General features: G+C 64.6%; 11 protein-coding genes. 1 reads left to right on the top strand and 10 read right to left on the bottom strand.

Annotation, left to right across the window (positions count from 1 at the left end; all coding sequences use genetic code 11):
• Positions 1–363 precede the first annotated feature (363 nt).
• From V6657_RS21710 to V6657_RS21685, 6 genes are read right to left on the bottom strand one after another with little or no spacing between them, the layout of a single operon-like run.
• Positions 364–1,545 (bottom strand): enoyl-CoA hydratase/isomerase family protein, encoded by a 1,182-nt coding sequence (locus V6657_RS21710; RefSeq protein ID WP_048933689.1) that lies wholly within the window; start codon positions 1,543–1,545, stop codon positions 364–366.
• On the bottom strand, positions 1,542–2,339 hold the full coding sequence (locus tag V6657_RS21705; RefSeq protein WP_048933690.1) for an enoyl-CoA hydratase: 798 nt from the start codon (positions 2,337–2,339) through the stop codon (positions 1,542–1,544). Before V6657_RS21705 ends, V6657_RS21710 begins: the two co-directional genes overlap by 4 nt.
• On the bottom strand, positions 2,339–3,232 hold the full coding sequence (gene mmsB / locus V6657_RS21700; protein ID WP_048933691.1) for a 3-hydroxyisobutyrate dehydrogenase: 894 nt from the start codon (positions 3,230–3,232) through the stop codon (positions 2,339–2,341). The genes V6657_RS21705 and mmsB overlap by 1 nt, the downstream gene beginning before the upstream one ends.
• A 19-nt stretch (positions 3,233–3,251) precedes the next feature.
• Positions 3,252–4,811, bottom strand: a complete 1,560-nt coding sequence (locus V6657_RS21695; RefSeq protein WP_048933692.1) for a CoA-acylating methylmalonate-semialdehyde dehydrogenase — start codon at positions 4,809–4,811, stop codon at positions 3,252–3,254.
• Positions 4,812–4,868: 57 nt separating this feature from the next.
• Positions 4,869–6,563, bottom strand: coding sequence for an AMP-binding protein (locus tag V6657_RS21690; protein WP_048933693.1), 1,695 nt, complete (start codon positions 6,561–6,563; stop codon positions 4,869–4,871).
• Positions 6,564–6,613: 50 nt separating this feature from the next.
• The gene (locus V6657_RS21685) at positions 6,614–7,747 is read right to left on the bottom strand and encodes an acyl-CoA dehydrogenase (RefSeq protein ID WP_048933694.1); all 1,134 of its coding nucleotides are present in this window, start codon (positions 7,745–7,747) and stop codon (positions 6,614–6,616) included.
• A 185-nt stretch (positions 7,748–7,932) separates the two neighbouring features.
• Here V6657_RS21685 and V6657_RS21680 point away from each other — a divergent pair, with 185 nt between their 5' ends.
• Entirely contained in the window at positions 7,933–8,943 is a 1,011-nt protein-coding gene (locus V6657_RS21680; RefSeq protein ID WP_048933695.1) for an AraC family transcriptional regulator, read from the top strand.
• Here the strand turns inward: V6657_RS21680 and V6657_RS21675 are convergent.
• From V6657_RS21675 to cphA (V6657_RS21660), 4 genes are all read right to left on the bottom strand, one after another.
• A complete protein-coding gene (locus tag V6657_RS21675; protein ID WP_048933696.1) occupies positions 8,940–9,452 on the bottom strand; it encodes a GNAT family protein in 513 nt (170 codons plus the stop codon). The two genes, V6657_RS21680 and V6657_RS21675, sit on opposite strands and share 4 nt — an antisense overlap.
• Positions 9,449–10,030, bottom strand: a complete 582-nt coding sequence (locus tag V6657_RS21670; protein WP_048933697.1) for a flavin reductase family protein — start codon at positions 10,028–10,030, stop codon at positions 9,449–9,451. The genes V6657_RS21675 and V6657_RS21670 overlap by 4 nt, the downstream gene beginning before the upstream one ends.
• 681 nt (positions 10,031–10,711) lie before the next feature.
• Positions 10,712–13,279, bottom strand: a complete 2,568-nt coding sequence (cphA, locus tag V6657_RS21665) for a cyanophycin synthetase (RefSeq protein ID WP_048933698.1) — start codon at positions 13,277–13,279, stop codon at positions 10,712–10,714.
• A gap of 37 nt (positions 13,280–13,316) precedes the next feature.
• Complete coding sequence (gene cphA, locus V6657_RS21660) at positions 13,317–15,977, bottom strand: cyanophycin synthetase (RefSeq protein ID WP_048933699.1); 2,661 nt, start codon at positions 15,975–15,977, stop codon at positions 13,317–13,319.
• Positions 15,978–16,198 lie beyond the last annotated feature (221 nt).

Here is a 16,198-nt window from a genome sequence, read left to right as displayed (position 1 = left end):
GTCTCCTGGGGTGGCAAAGCATCCAGTTTTTATAGCACCGCGATCATGACAATCCTCTGACGCAAACGGCGCATTTTGCAGGCGCCATGCGGGTTTACGGGCGATGCGTTCAACGCCTTTTCAATCGGATCTGCAAGAATCGCGCACACGTGGATACCGTCGCGCTTTCCGGCGGGCAAAAAAAAACGCAGCGGAAGCCGCTGCGTACGATGAGAACGTGAGGGAGACCTCTCCTCGCCTGCGTAAGTTACACGTAAGTTATGACAAAAAAATGTCATGCAACTGCCTTAATCGCCGCTTTTAGGGCAAAACTGCCGACCAAAAGCGGGATTCTTGGCGGATGTGTCTGTATAGATCACATATTTAAGCAATGTGATCTGCTTGTGAGTGAGCCCCAAGCCCCGCCAACGGATGCTCACTTGCCCGCCACGGCGACGACAGGAAGTGCTGCACCCGCTCCGGCCGCACGGCAGCAAGCGTGGACGGTGCCCACCCCGGGCGGTGGTCCTTGTCGACCAGGTACGCGCGCACGCCCTCGCAGAAATCACCGTCTTCAATCCCACGCGCCACGATGCCCAGCTCCATCTGGAAGCACTCGGCCAGCGACAGTTGCCGCCCACGCAGCAACGCCTCGCGCGTGACATGCAGCATGGTCGGCGAATGCGTGGTCATCGCATCAAGCGTGGCTTGCAGCCACTGGCGCGGCTCACGGGCGGCTTCGCGCTCGAGGCTCTCGCGCAACGTGGCGACAATGCGATCCACCGTTGAACGCCGATCGAAATAGCGCAGCACCCACGGCATGGCCTGGGCCTGCGCCAGCGGCGCATGCGGAACGATGTTGCAGGGCGGCTCAAACACGCGGCGCAGGGCCTGCAGTAGATCACCGTCGTGCGGCATGCGCTGCAGGCGGTCTTCAAACGTGGCCAGCCATTCCGCCGGCACGCACAGATCCGCAAGGTGGCAATGCAATGCGTCGGCGCCGGAAAGCGTCACGCCGGTCAGCCCGACGTACAACTCCAGCTCAGGCTCCATCACGCTCAGGAAGCGCGTCGCCCCTACGTCGGGCAGGAAGCCGATGCGTGTCTCGGGCATCGCCATCTTCGTGCGCTCGGTCACCACGCGCAGGCGCGCAGCCTGCCCGAGGCCCATGCCACCGCCCATGGTGATGCCGTCCATGAGCGCGACGATGGGTTTCGGGAACTGGTGCAGCGCGTGGTCGAGGCGGTATTCGTCGATGAAGAATTGCAGCCAGCCGTCATCGCCGTTCCGGTGGCCTTGCTTGGCAAGCTGGTAGAGCGCGCGAACGTCGCCGCCGGCACAGAAGCCCTTCTGGCCCGCACCGCGCAGCACCAATGCGACGATGCCGTCGTCATAACGGCACTGCTCCAGCAGCACCGCCAGCTGCCGCACCATGCCGTGCGACAGCGCGTTCAGAGCAGAAGGCCGGTTCAGCGTGATGATGGCCACGCGGTTCACCACGTGCATCAGCACTTCGGGTTCGGTGACAGCTGTATCGGGCTGCACCTGCATCTGGGTGGCACTCATTGCAGCGTCTCCGATTCGTGTGTGGTGTGCCAGCGTGGCGCGCGTTTCTCCAGGAATGCGTTCACGCCTTCGCGCTGATCGGGGTGGTCGAACAGATCAACAAAGCGTTCGCGTTCCACGGCCAGCGCCGCACCGCGCGGCACACCGTTGCGCGCCTGGTGGATCAACTGCTTGCTAAAGGTGACGGCCTGCGGGCTGAGCGTTGTCACCCGCAGCGCCATGGCGATGGCGGCCTCGCGTGCGGCACCGGTCTCGACCACCTCTTCCACCAGGCCGATGCGCAGGGCGGTCTGTGCGTCGACGCGCTCGCCGGTCAGGATCATGCGCTTGGCCCAGCCTTCGCCCACGAGCCACGGCAGCGTCTGCGTGCCGCAACCGCAGCACAGCAGGCCGACGGCGGTTTCGGGCACAGCCAGCTTGGCGTGCGCCTCGGCGATGCGGATGTCGCAAGCCAGTGCGCACTCCAGTCCGCCGCCCATTGCAAAGCCGTTGATGGCGGCAATCACTACGGGGCGCGCATTCTGCAACGCCTCAAATGCCGCGCCAAAGCGTGCAGCGGCCTCGCGCGCCACATCGCGGTCGCCATCGGCAAAGGTGTTGAGATCAGCGCCAGCGCTGAAGAACTTCGGGCCGTCGCCGGTGATGACAATGGCGCGCACGCGCGTATCGGCATTCAGGCGTTCCACGGTGGATTGCAGTTGCAGCAAGCCCTCGGGGGTGAACGCGTTGGCGGGCGGACGCTTGAGCGTCAGCAGCGCGACAGTGTTGTCGTGGAGGAAGTCGAGTTCGATCATCATGCGGCTCCGTCTTTTCGGTACAGCTTGATGACGGCGGAGAAATCCAGCTTGCCGTCGCCCTTGCTGCTCACGGTCTGATAGAGCTGCTGCGCGAGTGCACCAAGGTAGACCGGCTGATGAACGGACTTGGCCGCATCACCCGCCAAGCCCAGATCCTTGAGCATCAGGTCCGTGCCGAAGCCACCGGTATAGCCACGCGAGGATGGCGCCGTCTCGATCACGCCGGGGAACGGGTTGTACGTGTCTGAACTCCAGCAGCGGCCGGTGGACGTATTGATGATCCCGCCCAGTACCTTCGGGTCGATGCCCAGTGCCTCACCCAGTGACATGGCCTCCGCCACGCCCGCCATGGTGATGCCGAGCACGAGGTTGTTGCAGATCTTCGCGCCCTGGCCCGCACCGGTGTCACCGCAGTGCACGAGGTTCTTGCCCATGGCCGAGAGCACCGCGCGCACCTGCTCGAATGCCTCTGCGCTGCCGCCCACCATAAAGGTCAACGTGCCCGCAGCGGCGCCGCCCGTGCCACCAGAGACCGGCGCATCGATAAAGGTGTTGCCGTGCTCGGCAGCCAGTGCAGCAAACGCCTTGGCGCTGGCCGGGTCGATGGTGCTTGAATCGATGATGGGCACGCCTTTGCTGATGCCCGCCAGTACACCGTCTGCCGCCGTCAGTACATGCCGCACATGCGCCGCGGCGGGCAGCATGGTGATGACGGTCTCCGCGCCGGTCACGGCCTCCTTGGGCGAAGCCGCGGCCGTGGCACCAGCTTCCACCAGCGAGCCGACCGCTTGCGTGTTCAGGTCGAACACGCTGAGCGTGTGGCCTGCCTTCAGCAGGTTGCGCGCCATCGGGGCGCCCATGTTGCCCAGGCCGATGAATGCGATCTTCATGACAACGCTCCTTGGCCGCTCAGCGCAGGCTGATGGTGGTGTTCACGCCGCCGGCATCGACCTCGTCATCAAACCAGCGGGCGGTAACAGTCTTCGTCTGCGTGTAGAACTGCACGACCTGCTTGCCGTACGGCCCCAGATCACCCAGCTTGGAGCCGCGCGAACCGGTAAAGCTGAAGTACGGCACCGGCACCGGAATCGGGATGTTAATGCCGACCTGGCCGACGTCGATCTCGCTCTGGAACTTGCGCGCCGACGCACCACTCTGCGTGAACAGGCCGACGCCGTTGCCGAACGGGTTGCGGTTGACCAGCGCAATGGCGTCGTCCAGCGTCGCTGCCGTCAGCACCACCATCACCGGCCCGAAGATCTCGTTGGTGTAGATGTCCATATCGGTCGTCACATCGGTGAAGATGGTCGGGCCGACGAAGTTGCCGTCTTCATAGCCGGCGACGCGCACATTGCGGCCGTCCAGTGCCAGCGTGGCGCCCTGCCGCACGCCCGACTCGATCAGCCCAAGAATGCGCTGCTTGGCGGCGCGCGAAACGACGGGGCCAACGTCCGTGCCTGGTTCCACGCCGGCATTCACCTTGAGCGTCTTGGCCTTCTCCACAAGCTCGGGCACCCACTGCTGGGCCGCGCCCACCAGCACCACGACAGACGTTGCCATGCAACGCTGCCCGGCAGCACCAAAGGCCGCACCGGCCAGCGCGTTGAGCGTCTGCTCGCGGTTGGCATCCGGCAGCACCACGGCATGGTTCTTCGCGCCCATCATCGACTGCACGCGCTTGCCATGCTCGCTGCCCAGTCGGTACACGTGCGTGCCCACCGCAGTGGAGCCGACAAACGAGATCGCCTTCACATGCTCATGCGTGCAGAGCGCATCCACCACATCCTTGCCACCGTGCACGACGTTGAGCACGCCCGCCGGCACACCGGCCTCCAGCGCCAGTTCCACCAGCAGCATGGTCGATAGCGGGTCCTGCTCCGACGGCTTCAGCACGAACGTGTTGCCGCACACGATGGCCATCGGGAACATCCACAGCGGGATCATGGCCGGGAAGTTGAACGGCGTGATGCCCGCGCACACACCAATCGGTTGGCGCAGCGTGTAAGTGTCCACCGCGCCAGCCACGTTCTCCAGAAACTCGCCCTGCTGCAGGGAGCCGATCGAGCACGCGTGCTCCACCACTTCCAGCCCGCGGAAGATGTCGCCTTCAGCATCAGGCAACGTCTTGCCCTGCTCCGCCGTGAGCGTGCGTGCGATGCGCGGCGAGTGCTCACGAATCAGCGCCTGGAACTTGAGCATGATGCGCATGCGCGCGCCGACCGGCGTGTTCTTCCAGGTGGCGAACGCAGCGTGCGCCGACTGAATGGCCGCATCCACCTCGGCTGCCGTGGCAAACGGCACGCGCGCCAGCACTTCCTGCGTGGCGGGGTTCACGATGTCGCGCCACTCCTTCGACTTGGACTCGACAAACTCACCGCCGATCAGCAGCTTGACGGTGGGCGGGATGTCCTTGTTGGTGGCAAGCTCGGCGGCAGGCTTGGCGGAAGCGAGAGAGGCAACGGCGCTCATGTGGGTCTCCTAGGCAAATCGATGGCGGGGTTCAATGGGGATCAGCGGCATCCGGAATCAGGCGAAGTCTTCTTCCCAGAACTCGCCGGGCATGCGGGCAGGTTCAGGCGTGCGCTCTAGTTCGAGCCGGCGCAGTTCAACGCGGCGGATCTTTCCGGAGATGGTCTTGGGCAGCTCGCTGAACTGCAGGCGGCGGATGCGCTTGTACGGTGCGAGCTTTTCGCGCGAGAACAGGAACACGGCGCGCGCCAGTTCGGGGCCGGCTTCGTAGCCTTGGCGCACCGTGACGAACGCTTTGGGCACGGACAGGCGCAGCGGGTCGGAGCTCGGCACCACGGCGGCTTCGGCAATGGCCTCGTGCTCGATCAGCACGCTCTCCAGCTCGAAGGGGCTCAAGCGATAGTCGGACGACTTGAACACGTCGTCCGTGCGGCCCACGTAGACGAAGTAGCCATCGTCGCGGCGCATGGCCACGTCAGACGTGTGGTAGTAGCCGTTGCGCATCGCCTCGGCCGTGGCTTTGGCGTTGTTGGCGTAACCCTGCATCAGACCCAGCGGGCGATGCGAGAGCGGCAGCACGATCTCGCCTTCGCTGGCGGGCTGGTCGTCATGGTCAACCAGTTCCACGCGGTAGCCCGGCAGCGGACGCCCCACCGAGCCCGGCACCACCGGCTGGCCCGGCGTGTTGCCGATCTGGCAGGTGGTCTCCGTCTGGCCGAAGCCATCGCGGATGGTCACGCCCCACGCGCTGCGCACGCGCTCGATGATCTCGGGGTTCAACGGCTCGCCCGCGCCAACGATCTCGCGCAGCTTGACGGCGTACGATGCCAGCGGCTCCTGCACCAGCATGCGCCACACGGTAGGCGGCGCGCACAGCGTAGTCACGCCACAGCGCACCAATACATCCAGCGTGTCTTTCGGCACGAACCGCGCGTAGTTGTAGACGAACACGCAGGCCTGCGCATTCCACGGCGCAAAAAAGCAGCTCCACGCATGCTTGGCCCAACCGGGCGAGCTGATGTTCCAGTGGATGTCGCCCGGCTGCAGGCCAATCCAGTACATGGTCGACAGGTGGCCCACCGGATAGCTTTGGTGTGTGTGCTCCACCAGCTTGGGCTTGGACGTGGTGCCGGAAGTGAAATACAGCAGCAGCGGATCGGTGGCCTTGGTCGCGCCATCAGGGATGAACTCGACCGGTGCGCTATAGGCACCGGCCAGATCGATCCAGCCCTCACGCTGCGCACCCACAGCGATACGCTTGACGCCAGCATCCACGGTATCGAACTTGTACAGTTCCGCCGCATCGGCAACCACGCAGTTCGCCCCGCCCAGCTCCACACGATCGCGCACGTCGTCGGGCGACAGCTGCGTAGTCGCCGGCAGCACCACGGCACCCAGCTTCATGGCCGCCAGCATCACGTCCCACAGTTCCACGCGGTTGGGCAGCATCAGTAGCAGACGGTCGCCGCGCACGATGCCGAGGCCGCGCAGGAAGTTCGCCATGCGCGACGAGCGCTCGGACATCTGCGCAAACGAGAGCTTCAGCCCGTCGCCTTGCAGGTCGTCGACGATCCACAGCGCCGGGTTGTCGTTGCCGCGCGCCATCACATCGAAGTAGTCGAGCGCCCAGTTGAACGTGTCCAGCTTCGGCCACGCAAACTCGCGATACGCGCGGTCGTAGTCGGTGCGATAGCGCAGCAGGAAATCGCGCGCCTCGACAAAACCCTGTGCTGCAGATGCCACTTCGTTCATCGTCGTCTCCTGTTCGGCGCGTGTGCGCTCTCTTGTGCTGTGCCTGGTGACTACACGTGCCGCGCAATCACCATCCGCTGGACTTCGCTGGTGCCTTCGTAGATCTGGGTGATGCGTGCATCGCGGTAGTGCCGCTCGACGGCGTAGTCGGCCAGGTAGCCGTAGCCGCCGTGGATTTGGATGGCGTTGGAGCAGATTTCCTCGGCCAGTTCCGACGCATAGAGCTTGGCCTGCGAGGCTTCGGATAGGCAGGGCTTGTCCGCACTACGCAGGCGCGCGGCGTGGTGAACCAACAGACGTGCTGCATTCAGGCGCGTGGCCATGTCGGCCAGCATGTTGGCGATGGTCTGGTGCTCGCGCAGCGCCTTGCCGAACTGAATGCGCTCGTTCGCATAGTTGCGTGCGGCATCGAATGCGGCACGCGCAATGCCCACGGCCTGCGCGGCAATGCCGATGCGCCCGCCTTCGAGGTTCGACAGCGCGATCTTCAACCCCTCGCCGCGCTCGCCCAGCAGGTTCTCTTCCGGCACGGCGCAGTCTTCCAGCGTGATCGGGCAGGTGTCCGATGCGCGAATGCCGAGCTTGTGCTCCGGCCGCCCGACATGAAAGCCCGGCGTATCCGTCGGCACGATAAAGGCGGAGATGCCACGCTTGCCGGCCTCGGGGTCGGTCACCGCAAAGACGATGGCGATGTCGGCCCGTGCGCCATTGGTGACGAACTGCTTGTTGCCGTTGAGCACCCACTGCCCATCGCGCAGCACAGCGCGTGTGCGCAGATTATTGGCTTCGGAGCCAGCGTGCGGCTCGGTCAGGCAGAACGCGCCGATGGAGCGCCCCGTGGCCAGGTCCGGCAGGTAGCGCGCCTTCTGTGCCTCGGTGCCAAACTTCAGGATCGGGCCGCAGCCCACCGAGTTATGCACGCTCATCATCGTGGCGCAGGCGGCGCAGCCGGCAGCCACTTCTTCCAGCGCGAGCGCATAGGCCACGTAGTCGGTGTAGGAGCCACCCAGCTCGGCCGGCACGATCATGCCCAGCAGCCCCAGATCGCCCATCTCGCGCACCACGTCATCTGGCAGTGCACCATCGCGGTCCCACTGCGCCGCGTTGGGCGCCAGGCGCTCGGTGGCAAAGTCGCGTGCAGCGTCGTGGATCATCCGCTGCTCTTCCGTGTAGAAATCGTCCATCGCTTGCTCTCTGCTTGCCGACCGCGTGACGCTGCGTGCATGGGCGCCTTACACTGTGCAGCCCGCGGCGCGTGTACTCGATGGGGAAAAGTGTAGGCACGCGGCGCGCCGGCTTCGATGCCCGTCACGCTCAACTTGCGTGAGCGGATTTGCCATACTGCGCTGCCGCAACGTTCGCTACGACGATGAAGAACAACGAAAAAGGGACCGTCTCCGTCAGCCTCGTCAATGAGGCGGTGACACGGGCACGCGCGCATGGTGTCGACATGCAGCCGATCATGGCGGCGGCCGGCATCACGCCACAGATGCTCGCCTCACCGCGCGGCCGCGTGTCGTCTGCCCAGTACGGCGCGCTGTGGGCCGGCATTGCGCAGGCGATGGACGATGAGTTCTTTGGGCAGGATGCACACCCCATGCGCTGGGGCAGCTTCGTAACGATGACGCAGGCGGCGCTCACCGCGCGCACCGGCCGGCAGGCGCTGACGCGGGCCACGGGTTTCCTGCGGCTAGTGCTGGACGACCTGCATGTGCAGATCGAAGAGGATGCGCAGCGCGTGCGACTGGTCTTCGTGCACCGCAAGGGCACACGCGTGCCGCCCATGTTCACCTACGCCACATGGCTCATCATGGTGTATGGCTTGGTCTGCTGGCTGGTGGGGCGGCGCATTCCGCTGATCGCTGCGTGCTTCCGTTGTGTCGAGCCGCAGGACGTGCAGGAATATCGCCTAATGTTCTGCGACGACATGGTGTTCATGCACGACGCTTCATACGTCGACCTTGCGCCCGGCTTTCTGGATCTGCCGGTCATCCAGACCACCGCATCGATCAAGGCCTTCCTGCGCGACGCGCCGGGCAGCTTCATCGTCAAGTACCGCAACCCCGATTCATTTGGGGCGCGCGTGCGCAAGGTGCTGCGCAACCTGCCGGTGACGAACTGGCCAGCATCGGATGCGATGGCGCTCAAGCTGAACGTGGCCGAAGCCACCATGCGCCGCCGCCTCAAGCTTGAAGGCCACACATATCAGTCCATCAAGGATGACCTGCGGCGCGACATCGCCATCGGCCAGTTGCAGGACACGCGCCGGACGATTGCCGACATAGCAGTCGCCGTCGGCTTTGCGGAGCCGAGCGCGTTTCACCGCGCGTTCCGCAAATGGACGGGGATGCGGCCGACGGATTACCGCACGGAACACTAGGCGTCCAGCCGCAGCGCCATGTGCTCTTCGTCGTAGAAGCGATCACCGACACGCATGGCGCGGCGCTCGATGCCGAAGGTTTCGAAACCCGCGTTGCGATACAGCTGTTGCGCACGCGGGTTTTCGGCGTTGACGCAGAGTTGGATCTGCAGCACGCGTGCAGTGCGGGCGTGTGCGATGGCGGCGTCCAGCAGACGGCCTGCAATGCCGCCCCGCCGGTGTGCGGGGTCCACAAATACGCCCCACAGCACGGCCTTGTGCACAACCTGTGCCTGAGGCTCGCGGCGCAGCCCGGCAATGCCGATCAGCGCTTGCCCCGCAAACGCACCGAATACGATCTGGTGATCGGTCGTGCGGATGCGGTTGCGTGTTTCCTCCAGCGTGCGTCCAGACTCCTCGTCGTGCGTCGGCCAGATGGCGGTCGGTGCATCCTGAATCGCCTTTAAACGCAGCGCCTTGAACGCTTCGGCATCCTCGTCAATCAACGGGCGGATGGCGATGTCGCTCATGGCTGTTTGGCTTCCACGTTGAATGCGTCGCCCGTTTCAAAGAAGGCACCACCTGCGAGGTAGTGCACGGTTTTGCTGCCGGCATCGGTGAAGTGCCAGCGGCCGTTGCTGAACAGCGCGGGGTCCGCCCACGCGGCGGTCACTTCTGCGATGAAGAGGTCGTAGCGCTTCTCGTTGTGTGGCTCGGGAATGACGCGGCACTCAAGCCACGCTGCGCAACCGGCCACCAGCGGCACGTCGATGGTGCGGGCCGGTACGCTGGTGAGGCCGAGTGCTTCGAACTTGTCGCCGTCGCGGCCGGAGAGTGTGCCGACCGTCAGCGTGGTCTCGGCAATGGCGCGGGTGGGGATGTTGAGTGCGAAGACGCCGGAGGCTTCGATCAGTTCGCGCGTGAGCGTGCGGCTGTCGACCACCAGCAGCACCTTCGGTGGGTCGAAGTCGAGCGGCATCGCCCAAGCGGCGGCCATGATGTTGCGGACGCCGTTGTGGGCGCTCGTGACCAGTGTGGTCGGGCCGTGGTTCAGGAGGCGATAGGACTTTGCCAGCTCTACCGGAGCTAGCTGGATGGGATTGGACATGATGGCTAGGTGAGGCTGGGGGAGGCGTCATCATAGGCCAACGGTATTGGATGCGCTGGTGGCAGGGGTGGCCTTCTTTTGGTTTTTAGGGTGTTGGTGCATCCCTTGTTTCATCCCCTGCCGGGGCTGACTCACTTTCTTTGTCTTGCCAAAGAAAGTAAGCAAAGAAAGGCGCGCCCGAGATGGCGAAAGATTCCTTGAATTTATGTCGCAGGGAGGGAGATGAGGCAAACTCGCTGCGCTCAAACAGCCTCCCCTCTTTTTCCTCCCTGCAACAGAAATTCAAGGCGCCATCTAGGGCAGGGGTAAAGCACACCATCGATTGCCAGTGCGCCACTTCGTCTCGCACGCGAGCCTGTTGCTATGCGTCCTACAGCCCTTCGCTTCGGCGCTCGCACCGATGCCCCGTCGGTTTGGCTTTTGACGTTCCTGCCCTTGATGGCGCCTTGAATTTTTGTAAGCGAGCGGAAGAAAGACGGGAAACTGTCTGAGCGCAGCGAGTTTTTCCCGTCTCCGCTCGGTTACGAAAATTCAAGGAGGGGGTCGCCATCTCGGGCGCGCCTTTCTTTTGCCTACTTTTCTTTGGCAAGACAAAGAAAAGTAGGTCGTGCCCGGCAGGGTACGAAACAGAGATGAACCACAAAAACAAAACCCCGGCGATCACTCAACCGGGGCTCTGATTTACTCAGCAACGCGCTTAGCAATATGCTCCAGCGCCTCCTCCACCTGATCGATCAGAATCAGACAGAGATCACCAGGCTGTAAGCGACCAAGCGCGGTATCGATAGCAAGAAACTCCCCGCGAATCTCATCAATGCGACTGGTGCGCTCAGCACCCTGCAACCCCTCACGCAGCAGCGCCAGCACCTCACCATCCTCACGCCCACGCTGACACTGATCCTCATACAGCAGCACATCATCAAACACGCCACCAAGAATCTGCGTCTGCTTCCGGATGTCCTCATCGCGACGGTCACCCGCCCCGCTGATCACCACCGAGCGGCGCTGCGCCGGCATGGTGGCCACGGCGTTGCACAACGCTTGGATCGCATCGGGGTTGTGGCCGTAATCGGCGATGAGCGTGGCGCCCTTGTAGTCGAACAGGTTGAAGCGGCCCGGCGCGGTAGCGGCGTCGTTCACAAACGTGGCCAGCCCGCGGCGGATGACCGCCCACTCGATGCCAAGCGCCCAAGCGGCTGCAATCGACGACATGGCGTTCTCAACCTGGAAGCCGATCGTGCCGTTGCGCGTGAGCGGAATGTCGGCCAGTGCGATGCGCGTTTCGTTGGCGCCTTCGGTGGCCACAATCTCTGCGCCATCGACAAACACCACGCGCTTGCCCTGCGCACGATGCAGTGCCATGGTCGGCAGGCCAACGTCCTGCGCAAAGAACGTGATCGAACCTGGGCAGGCATCGGCCATGCGCGCGACCATCGGGTCGGCGGCGTTGAGCACAGCCATGCCGTGCGGCGCCACGTTCTGCACGATCACGCTCTTGAGCACAGCCAGGTCCTCGACGGTGCTGATGTAGTTCAGGCCCAGGTGGTCGCCTTCGCCCACGTTGGTCACCACGGCGACATCGCAGCGGTCGAAGGCCAGGCCTTCGCGCAACAGGCCGCCGCGCGCGGTTTCGAACACGGCGGCATCCACGTCGGGGTGCAGCAGCACGTTGCGGGCGCTGCGCGGGCCGCTGCAATCACCGGTGTCGATGCGCTGGCCCTGGATGTACACGCCATCGGTGCCGGTCATGCCCATGCGCAGGCCGCTAGAGGCCAACAGGTGGGTGATCAGGCGCACGGTCGTCGTCTTGCCGTTGGTGCCGGAGACTGCCACCAGGGGGATGCGACCATCGTCGCCATCGGCAAACATCGTGGAGATGATGGCCTCGCCCACCGCGCGCCCCTTGCCGTACGACGGCTGCAGGTGCATGCGCAAACCCGGCGCGGCATTGACTTCCACAATGCCGCCAGCCTGGTCTTCAAACGGCTTGAGCATCGTTTCGCAAACGGCATCCACACCGCAGATATCGAGCCCGACCATCTGCGCAGCCGCCACGGCACGCGCCGCGATGGCCGGGTGGACGTCGTCGGTCACATCGGTTGCTGCACCACCCGTGGAAAGATTGGCGTTGTTACGCAGCACCACACGCGTGCCCTTCGGCGGCACAGCGTCGGCGCTCAGGCCCTGCTTGGCGAGCGTGGCGAGTGCGATGTCGTCAAAGCGGATTTTCGTGAGCGACGTGGCATGCCCTTCGCCACGGCGCGGGTCGCGGTTCACTTCTTCAACCAGCTCGCGCACCGTGTGCTTGCCGTCGCCAATGACTTGCGGCGGGTCGCGGCGCGCGGCCGCCACCAAGTGCTTGCCCACCACGAGCAGACGGAAATCGTGGCCGGGGATGTAGCGCTCGACGATCACGTCCGACGAGATGTCGGCCGCCACTTCGTAGGCCGTCTTCACTTCTTCCTGCGTGCGGATGCGCACCGCCACGCCCTTGCCCTGGTTGCCGTCGCGCGGCTTGACCACGACCGGGCCGTTGATTTCCTGCGCGGCTTCCCATGCCTCTTCGGCGCTGCGCACCGAACGGCCCAGCGGCACCGGCACACCAGCCGCGTGCAACAGGGTCTTGGTCAGGTCCTTGTCCTGCGCGATGGATTCCGCCACGGCGCTGGTCATGTCGGTCTCGGCCGCCTGGATGCGGCGCTGCTTGCTGCCCCAGCCGAACTGCACCATCGAGCCCTGCGTGAGGCGCCTGTACGGGATACCACGCGCCACGGCAGCGTCGACGATGGAGCCGGTGCTCGGGCCCAGGCGCACGTCCTCGTCCAGATCACGCAAGCGATACAGCGCGTCGTCCAGATCGAACGGCTGGTCGTCGCGCGCGGCCAGGCAGAGTTGGCCGGCCAGCTCGAACGCCAGTCGACCCACGTCCTCTTCGCTGTATTCGACAACGACCTGGTATGTACCGGGTTCGAGCGTCGGCTCGGTGTGGCTGAAGGTAACCGGGCAGCCCGCAGCGGCCTGCAGGCCCAGCGCAGCGGCTTCCAGCGCGTGCGCCATCGACGGCGCATCGGCTTCGTCATCCGGCCGCAGCGGGCCGATGGCCGGAAAACGCGCCCGCAGGCGGTCTTCAAAGCCGGGCAGCTCGGTCAACAGGAGCGATTGGTCCGAGCAGGCCACGATGGCTTCGATGGCCGTGTGACGACACCAGAGATTCGGGCCGCGCAGGGCCCGGATACGAGAAACTTCCATACAGTCGGCTTTCCGTTGTGCTGTGGGCTGCTTTTGGTCAGGCCCGGTGTTCCGTGCGGCCCATCCACTGGTGGACTTGCTCGACGGTGGCATCAATCGCGCATTCGTCGCATTGCAAGACCAGCAGGTCGCCAGGCGCGAGCTGCGACAGTGCCGCTTCCACGGCATCCTGGCGTTTGCCCCCGTCGACGACGACCTCGGCCACGCGGCCTCCTTGCTGCAGTCCTTGCTTGAGCAGCGCACGCGCCTGGGGCTCGAACTGGGCATCAGCGCGCTTAACGCTTGCGTCTTCGCACAGCAGCACGCGGTCGAACGTTTGGCCGATCACCTTGCCTTGTGCCACGAGGTCTTCGTCGCGACGTTGCAGGCCAGCGCCAAACACCAGTGTCCTGCGTTCGGCCGGGAAGTTGTCCAGCGCGCCGGCCAGGGCTTGCAGCGCCGACGCGTTGTGCGCGTCATCCACCACAATGGTGGCGCCGTTGTGCTGGAACAGCGTAAAGCGCCCCGGTACATCCACCTGGCCAACGTCAAACGTGACGATGCCGGCGCGGATCAGCTCATGCGAGATGCCCAGCGCCCAGCCGGTGGCCACGGCGGCCAGCACGTTCTCGACTTGGAACGGCACCCGGCCCGCGTAAGCGAGCGGAATGGCCGACACATCGGCCAATGCCACCTCGGTCTGACCGGTGGCGAGCACAACCTTGCCATCGCGCACGAACACGGCCCGTTTGCCCTCGGCGCGGTGCGCGGCGATGGCCGGCAGGTCGCCGGACAGAGCGAAGAAGATCACCTCGCCGTCGCACAGCTCGGCCATCTCGACCAAGCGCGCATCGGCGGCATTGAGCACGCCCACGCCGGTCTTCAGCACCACGTCAATCTGCGTACGCAGGACGCTGTACATGCGGTCTTCGTCTTCGACATAGAAGTCGCCCAGGTGATCGGGCTTGTCGAAGTTGGTGACCACGCCCACCTGGCAGCGGTCATACGGCAGCCCTTGCGACAGGATCATGCCGCTGTCGCTTTCGAACACGGCGGCTTCCACCGCACGGTTCATCAGGATGCGATGGCAGGCATCCCAGGCAGCGCGATCGCTGCGGGCTGTACCTTCCACTTGGCGGTGGTCCAGGTACAGGCCGTCGCTGCAACCCAGGCCCGTGTGCTTGCCCGACAGCTGCAGCAATTGCGCAACCAGCTTGGCGACGACAGTTTTGCCGTTGGTGCCCGTGATGCCCACGATGGGAATGCGGCCGTCGTCCTGCACGCCGTCCTTGCCGGAGAACAGGTGATCGACAATCGCACGGCCCACCGGGCGCGGTTCACCCTGGGCGGGGCGGATATGCATCAGCAAACCCGGCCCGGCATTCACTTCAACAACGGCGCCGCGCTGTTCATCCAGCGGGCGCGAGATGTCTTCGGCCACCAGATCCACGCCGGCAATGTCCAGCCCAACCACCCGTGCCGCCAGCGACACATGGGCCGCCACGCTCGGGTGCACGCGATCGGTCACATCAAACGCGACGTTGCCGTTGCGCTGGATCAGCACGGTGCGGCCTGCGGGCGGCACGGCGGTGCCATCGGCATAGCCCTGGCGCTTGAGTTCCAGGCGCGCGGCGGAGTCCAGGCGCACGGGGTTCAGCGGGTGCTCTTCGGTCGGGCCACGGCGCGGGTCGGCGTTGATCTGCGATTCGATCAGTTCCTCAATGGTGGAGGTGCCATCGCCCACGACCGATGCGGTCTCGCCCATGGCCGCCGCCGCCACACGGCCGCCCACCACCAGCAGGCGGTGTTCGTTGCCGGAGACGAAGCGCTCGACGATCACGCCGTTGCCCTCTTCGATGGCCACCGCGTAGGCGGTTTCCACCTCTTCGCGCGTCATCAGGTTGGTGAACACGCCGCGGCCGTGGTTGCCGTCGTATGGCTTGACCACCACCGGCACGCCGATGTCTTCAGCGGCGTCCCAGGCGTCTTCGGCGCTGTCGACCATGCGGCCTTCCGGCACGGGCACGCCGCACGATTGCAATAAGCTTTTCGTAAGGTCCTTGTCGCGCGAGATCGATTCGGCAATGGCGCTGGTGCGGTCCGTCTCGGCCGTCCAGATGCGGCGCTGGCGTGCGCCGTAGCCCAGTTGCACGAGGTTGCCATCCGACAGGCGAATGGACGGGATGCCCCGGTCGTCAGCGGCATCCACAATGCAGGCCGTGCTCGGACCAAGGCATTGGTCATCCACCATATCGCGCAGCGTTTCGACCGCCGCATCCACGTCGAACGGGCGATCTTCAATGGCGGCCATGACGAGGTCCCGCGCCGCAAACAGTGCTGCGCGGGTCACGTCTTCGTGCCAGGCACGCACGATCACCTTGTAGACGCCGCGGATCGGGGTCTCGCGTGCCTTGCCGAAGCCGCCCGGCATGCCGGCCAGGTTCTGCAGCTCAAGCGTGACGTGCTCCAGGATGTGACCCGGCCAGGTGCCTTCCTTCAGGCGCATCAGGAAGCCGCCGCGCACGCCGGGGCTGCAGCGGTGCTCGATCAGCGTTGGCAGCCACGTCGACAGGCGCTCATAGAACCCCGGAATCGTGTTGGAGGGGAAATCCTCCAGTTCACCAATGTCGACCCATGCCTCCAGCACTGGCCGATATGTCCACATATTCGGGCCGCGCAGCGACATGACATCGAGAATCTCAATGTCCTTCTTCTTCATCGAATTAGCTTGGAAAGCAGTGGGCGAAATGCCCGAGAAAATGAAGCGTTACCTTTCAATAACGTTACAACGGCTTCGGCGTTGACCGCTTGAGCCAGGAGTGCGTTGTGCATCGCACCAATTTCCTGGCTCGCTCCCCTATGTATACTTGCGAGCAAAATTTGCGGGCCACTGGGCGCTCAACGCGCGCGATGGCTGCACCATTGCTCCGATTTATGTTC

Source organism: Ralstonia sp. RRA, assembly GCF_037023145.1.
Classification (GTDB): domain Bacteria; phylum Pseudomonadota; class Gammaproteobacteria; order Burkholderiales; family Burkholderiaceae; genus Ralstonia.
Note: the sequence above shows the minus strand (reverse complement) of the source record. Positions and strands in the feature narration are given on the sequence as shown.

Bases quoted from the DNA above. Each gene is read 5' to 3' on its own strand.
- V6657_RS21710 (WP_048933689.1), bottom strand. From the start codon at position 1,545: ATGAGTGCCACCCAGATGCAGGTGCAGCCCGATACAGCTGTCACCGAA.
- V6657_RS21705 (WP_048933690.1), bottom strand. From the start codon at position 2,339: ATGATCGAACTCGACTTCCTCCACGACAACACTGTCGCGCTGCTGACG.
- mmsB (WP_048933691.1), bottom strand. From the start codon at position 3,232: ATGAAGATCGCATTCATCGGCCTGGGCAACATGGGCGCCCCGATGGCG.
- V6657_RS21695 (WP_048933692.1), bottom strand. From the start codon at position 4,811: ATGAGCGCCGTTGCCTCTCTCGCTTCCGCCAAGCCTGCCGCCGAGCTT.
- V6657_RS21690 (WP_048933693.1), bottom strand. From the start codon at position 6,563: ATGAACGAAGTGGCATCTGCAGCACAGGGTTTTGTCGAGGCGCGCGAT.
- V6657_RS21685 (WP_048933694.1), bottom strand. From the start codon at position 7,747: ATGGACGATTTCTACACGGAAGAGCAGCGGATGATCCACGACGCTGCA.
- V6657_RS21680 (WP_048933695.1), top strand. From the start codon at position 7,933: ATGAAGAACAACGAAAAAGGGACCGTCTCCGTCAGCCTCGTCAATGAG.
- V6657_RS21675 (WP_048933696.1), bottom strand. From the start codon at position 9,452: ATGAGCGACATCGCCATCCGCCCGTTGATTGACGAGGATGCCGAAGCG.
- V6657_RS21670 (WP_048933697.1), bottom strand. From the start codon at position 10,030: ATGTCCAATCCCATCCAGCTAGCTCCGGTAGAGCTGGCAAAGTCCTAT.
- cphA (WP_048933698.1), bottom strand. From the start codon at position 13,279: ATGGAAGTTTCTCGTATCCGGGCCCTGCGCGGCCCGAATCTCTGGTGT.
- cphA (WP_048933699.1), bottom strand. From the start codon at position 15,977: ATGAAGAAGAAGGACATTGAGATTCTCGATGTCATGTCGCTGCGCGGC.